Consider the following 6,321-nt stretch of genomic DNA (forward strand, 5'->3'; position numbering starts at 1 on the left):
TTCCTGTGTTCAGCTATTAAACGAGTAATAAAAAATGCGTAAGAATTTTTTATTACGTCCTTAACAGATATTTAACTATAATTTCCAAAAATAGAAGGAAAATATGCGAAATGGATTACTATAACAGGCTTGATCCAGAGGAACTAGCTCAAATCCCATTTTTTTACGATATTGAAGAGCGCGATCTCAAGGCATTATCTGAAATAATTAGAATAAGAACGGTAGTGAAAAATAAATATATATTTAAAGAGGGTGATTCTTCATCTGAAATGTATATTATATTGGAAGGAACGGTTAATATCCTTAAAAAGAACAAAAAAGAAAATGAAGAACTTTTAGCACAAATAAAATCTCCTCAAGTATTTGGAGAAATTGCCCTTATTAGTAGAGGAAGAAGATCAGCCAGTGCATATGCAGTAACTGATCTCATTCTTGCTGAACTTTCTTGCTACAAATTTGAACAGTTAATTGATATTAATCCAAGAGCAGCAATTAATGTTGTTAAAAAAATAGCAAGTACGCTCAGCTCAAGATTAAGACAAATCAATTCGGCTTATGTTGATATAGTGCACCCTTAGTAATACTACTATCGAGAAAACCCTCCTGTAATAGGACGGTTTTCAGTAAATATAATGCTAGTTTTCTATTTTTCAAGGTATTTTTCAACTTCCCAAGGTGTCACTAATATTCTGAATGAATCCCACTCAATTTTCTTAGCATTTAAAAACTCGTTATAGATATGTTCTCCAAGTGCATCTTTTGCTACTTGACTCTTTTCCATCTGATCAAGAGCTTCGAGCAAGCTGCCTGGGAGTGAATCTATCTTCATTTTCTTTCTTTCTTTTTCTGTTAATTGATAAATATTTGTTTCAGCTGGTGCTGGTGGCTCAACTTGATTTTTAATACCATCTAATGCTGCTGTTAATATAGCTGCAAATGCTAAATATGGGTTACAAGTCGGATCTGGTGATCTTAATTCAACCCTTGTAGCATTACCACGCTTTGCTGGAACTCTAACAAGAGCACTTCTGTTAGCAGCCGACCAGGCAAGGTAAACAGGAGCTTCATATCCAGGAACTAAACGTTTATAGCTGTTTACTGTTGGGTTTGTAATAGCTGTGATTCCTTTAACATTCTTTAACAGACCACCAATGGCCCATAATGATTCCTGACTTAATTGATATGGTCTTGACTCATCCAAGAAAGCATTTTTACCATTTTTAAATAAGGATAAGTTACAGTGCATACCTGATCCATTAATACCAAATATTGGTTTTGCCATAAATGTTGCATGAAGACCATGATTAGCTGCAATTGCTTTTACTGCTACTTTAAATGTTACCACGTTATCAGCAGTTGTTAGCGCATCTGCATATTTGAAGTCGATTTCATGTTGACCTTTAGCAACTTCATGGTGGCTAGCTTCGATTTCAAAACCCATTTTTTGTAGAGTTAGCACCATTTCGCCTCTAACATCTTCCCCAAGATCATCTGGACCTACATCATAATAACCAGCTAAGTCATGGGTAATAGTTGTTGGGGTGCCATCCGGATTTCTCTTAAAGAGGAAGAATTCTGCTTCAGGGCCAGCATTCATAACATAACCAAGTTTAGCTGCTTCAGCTATAACTCTTTTTAAGTTATTTCTTGGACAACCTTCAAATGGTGTTCCATCAGCATTATGGATATCACATATTAATCTTGCTACATTATAACCTTCTTTATTTCTCCATGGTAAAAGGCAGAATGTACTTTTATCAGGATAGAAATACATATCAGAAGTTTCTATACTCCTAAAACCTTTAATAGACGAACCATCGAGCATTATTTCATTATTTAAAATTCTATCAATTTGCTCGGATGGCAGAGCCATATTCTTTACCTGACCATTAATATCAACAAATTGTAATCTAATGAATTTTACATTCTGTTCTTTGACAACTTTTTTAATGTCTTCAGTGGACATAATATGTCCAGATCTCACCACGTTACTTACATCTAGCATATTCTACCTCCTTTGGATTTATAATACAGTGCTATTAATTACTATATTCATATACTTAATTCTCATTTCGGTCAAGATTTACAGCTTTTTCGTTTTTTCGAAAATTAAATCAATTTTTTTGTTAAATAAAAGATCAAGTTAATAATATTTTAATTTTCATATAGAAAAAACTTAATTTTTTAAAAAATAATTCAAATTTCTCCATTTTTCAGATTAAAATCATGAGTTAAAAAGTTTTTATAGTTATTAATATACTGTAACATTATCTCTAAATTATCTTAGATTAGCAATAATTACTTGATCATGCTAACATTTAATTGAGTAATATAGAAAATATAAACTTTTTTCGGCATATAGCATACAGAATAATCAAACTATGATTCAAGACATATTAGATAAGATTGCTTTCTCATCAACTAAATTTAGCAAAATAAAAAAACAGCTTGAAAAGAGCAAAACCGTTTATCTTACAGGACTTACCAATTCTGCTAAGAGGTTTTTTGCTTCTTATATAATTAACACCTTAAATAGGCCCATTCTAATTATCGCTCCAGACATTACTACAGCACTTAAGTACAATCTCGATATTCAGACCCTGACAAATAAAAAAGTGAATTATCTACCAAATCAGGAAGCTTCACCATATGAACTTGTATATTCCGATGCAGCTATTACAAAACAGCAATTAAATATACTGGAATCATTCAAAAATGATAATTCAGATGTCATAATAACCAGCGCAAAATCACTATTAAATGCTTATTTATCAAGAAAAGAAATTGAGATTAACTCTATAAAACTTGAAAGACAGCAAAATATTGACCCGTCTTTAATAGTTAAAAAGCTCATTGATATTGGATATAATAGAGTCAATATGGCAATTGATCCTGGGGAATTCAGTTTAAGAGGTGATATCTTAGATGTTTATCCAATATCCGAAGATCCAGTTAGGATAGAATTTTTCGGAGATGAAATAGAAAACATCCGAAACTTTGATATAGAGACACAAAGATCAATTAAACATATACAATACGCAACAATAGAACCAAGATACAAGATTGTAATATCAGAAGACCAGAAAAAAAGATTAATTAAGATAATTAACGAGTTTAAAAACAAACAAGAAATCAATCTTTCAGAATACGGGCAAAATACCCTGAACTTAATTGTTGAAAACATATTAACGTCACTGGAAACTGAAACATATTTTGAAGGAATAGAATACTTCGCGCCATTTTTAAATGAGAAGCTTGACGATATTACAGAATATTTACCTGAAAACACTCTTATTATAGTTCATGAAACAACTGAGCTAGAACAAAAGCTCTATATTCAAGATGAAAAGTATAAAAAAGAATATGAACAAAGAATTAATGAAGGTTTAGCCTTACCATTGCCATATCTTTTACATAAAGACCCCATAGAAATAATAGATAAAATTCAAAAACACACAACTTTAAACCTTAACAGTTTTATTCAGGATGAATCTCAATTAACTGACGAAATTGAGTGTAAACTCGTACAAAAGTTCATGGCTAACCTTGATAACGCTGCAAATTATATATCTGAGCTTAGATCATCAGGTAACAGCATCTTGGTTGTTACAGAATATCCTGATAGAGTCGCTCATTTTCTAGCAGAGTGGGAATGCCCTTCTATTTATTTGGAGCCTAACTCAGACATTAATATTGACAAATTACTGGAATCAAAAGAAGTAATCATATCAAGACAAGGATTTACAGAAGGATTTTTGCTACCAGAGCTTAATTTTGCAGTAATAACTGATTCAGAATTATTTAACAAGAATATTAAAAAGCCTACTATCGCTAAAAGAGTTTCTAAAAGAGAAAATATTGATTTCCTTATTTCCATAAATGACTTACAACCTAATGATTATGTAGTTCATTCAAAACATGGTATTGGAAAATTCATCGGATTAAGCAAACAAAAAATAGACGGACAGGAAAAAGATTATCTAACTATTGAGTATGCTGGCACTGATAAACTTCATATGCCAGCAGAGCAGATTAATTTATTATCCAGATATAGAGGCGCAGGTACTCCGCCTAAGTTGTCTAAAATGGGTGGAGCTGAATGGACTGGAGTTAAAAAGAAAGTCAAAAATTCTATAAGAGACATTGCACAAGACTTACTAAACCTGTATGCAACAAGAGCAAAAACAAGGGGATTCGTTTTTGAACCAGACAGCCCCTGGCAAATAGAAATGGAAGATGCATTCCCATATACTGAAACCCCAGACCAATTACAAGCAATAATAAATACTAAAATGGACATGGAATCAGATAAACCAATGGATCGATTGATATGCGGAGATGTAGGTTTTGGAAAAACAGAAGTTGCAATGAGAGCTTTATTTAAAGCACTTTTATCAGGAAGACAGGCGGCTTTGCTTGCACCAACAACAATCTTAGCCCAACAACATTATCAAACTTTTGTAGATAGATTTAAACCTTATCCGATAAAAGTTGAACTGTTATCAAGATTCAGAACTTCAAAACAACAAAAAGAGACTATAAAAAAGCTTATAACAGGTGAATGCGACCTCGTAATAGGCACTCATAGACTTCTTCAAAAAGATATTCAATTTAAAGATTTAGGATTACTTGTTATCGATGAAGAGCATCGATTTGGGGTAGCACATAAAGAAAAATTAAAGCATTTAAGGGCACAAATAGATGTTCTCACTCTTTCTGCAACACCAATTCCAAGAACACTATATATGGCCATATCAGGGGTTAGAGATATGAGCTTAATTAACACACCTCCTGTAAACCGTGCCCCAATTAAAACATATATAGGTGAATACGCTGCATCTATGATCAGAACAGCAATAAATCATGAATTAGAACGAGAAGGTCAAGTATACTTCCTCCATAACAGGGTTCAATCAATACACAAAGTTGCAAAAGATTTACAAGAATTAATTCCTGAAGCCAGAATTGCTGTAGCTCACGGCCAAATGCCTGAAAAAGAGCTTGAAAAAGTAATGTATGAATTTTCAACTCATCAATATGATATTCTGGTATGCACTACTATTATTGAATCAGGATTAGATATTCCAAACGTAAACACAATAATTATTGATGATTCTGATAAATTTGGGCTTGCTCAGCTATACCAAATAAGAGGCCGAGTAGGAAGAAGTGAAACTCAGGCATATGCCTATTGCTTCTACCGTCCTAATAAATTACTGACAAAAGAAGCTAAAGATCGTTTAAAAGCAATAAAAGATTTCACAACTCTCGGTAGTGGCTATCAAATTGCATTAAGGGATCTAGAAATAAGAGGTGTTGGAAATATATTAGGAGCTAATCAACACGGGCATATGCTGTCTGTCGGTTTTGATTTATATTGTTCCTTATTAGACGAATCTATAAGAGAATTTCAAAATGAAAAAGTGGACAAGAAAGATCCTCCGATTGTCGATATAAATATTACTGCCTATATTCCGGACGAATGGGTCGGGAATCAAGATCAAAAAATGATAGAATACAAGAGACTGGCTGACGTAGAAAGCCTAAGAGAACTTGAATTTATTCAAGAGGAATGGAAAGATAGATTTGGCGAGATCCCTATAGAAGTCCAAAGATTAATTAAAATAATCAAAATCAGATTAATAGCAGCCCAAATTGGCATAAATTTAGTTAGAGAAAGTGAAGACACTATACGCATATTTACTGACTATGAATTATCAGAATGGAAAAAATATCAAATCAAGTTACCACAAACTTTATCAAGAAAGCTTAAAATTATTAAAGCGCCTATTTCATCTCAGAATGGGGCTTCCATAATTCTCTTAAATAATACTGGACTTTTGGTCGAAGAACAGTTAAATATATTAGAAGAGTTATTTTGTTGTATATCTGATATTAATAAATTGAGTATATAAAGAAGGAGATTGATATGAAAAAATTCACAGTAGGGTTGTTAACAATTTCTCTTGCACTTGTTGCAGGTTGCTCAAAAGGATTTAAAGTAACAGAAGAAAAAGACACTAGTACACCAATTATTAAGGTTAATGAGTCAGTAATTACACAAAAAAAGTTTGATAAAACATTAGAAAATGTTTATAACACATCGATTCTGGCTGCACGTAATATTAACCTTAAAGAGGAAAAGAATAAGCCTTTATATACTCTAATTAAAGGTAAAATAGTCAATGAACTTATAATTAAAGAATTAATTCAACAAGAAGCTCAAAAACGTAAGATTTCGGTAACCCAGAAAGAATTAGATAAAGCTATTGACGAATTAGCACAAAAAGTTGGCGGTAAAGCAAAACTAGAAGCTACTTT

General features: G+C 32.4%; 3 protein-coding genes and 1 pseudogene (1 of these 4 only partly in view). 3 read left to right on the forward strand and 1 reads right to left on the reverse strand.

All coding sequences use genetic code 11. From position 1 onward, the window contains the following. Positions 1-110: 110 nt before the first annotated feature. Positions 111-578 carry a hypothetical protein gene (locus tag A2255_05055; protein OGI19547.1) on the forward strand — a complete coding sequence of 156 codons (468 nt, stop codon included), beginning with the start codon at positions 111-113 and terminating at the stop codon, positions 576-578. Between the two features lie 65 nt (positions 579-643). On the opposite strand, the gene A2255_05060 is transcribed toward A2255_05055, so the two are convergent. Further along, the gene (locus A2255_05060; protein ID OGI19550.1) at positions 644-1,966 is read right to left on the reverse strand and encodes a type I glutamate--ammonia ligase; all 1,323 of its coding nucleotides are present in this window, start codon (positions 1,964-1,966) and stop codon (positions 644-646) included. A gap of 415 nt (positions 1,967-2,381) precedes the next feature. On the opposite strand from A2255_05060, the gene A2255_05065 reads away from it, so the two are divergent. After that, a complete protein-coding gene (locus A2255_05065) occupies positions 2,382-5,915 on the forward strand; it encodes a transcription-repair coupling factor (GenBank protein ID OGI19548.1) in 3,534 nt (1,177 codons plus the stop codon). A gap of 14 nt (positions 5,916-5,929) precedes the next feature. Beyond that, positions 5,930-6,321, forward strand: a pseudogene (locus tag A2255_05070) (hypothetical protein) (it continues 739 nt past the right edge of the window).

This window comes from Candidatus Melainabacteria bacterium RIFOXYA2_FULL_32_9 (assembly GCA_001784615.1).
In the GTDB taxonomy this organism is placed as follows: domain Bacteria; phylum Cyanobacteriota; class Vampirovibrionia; order Gastranaerophilales; family UBA9579; genus UBA9579.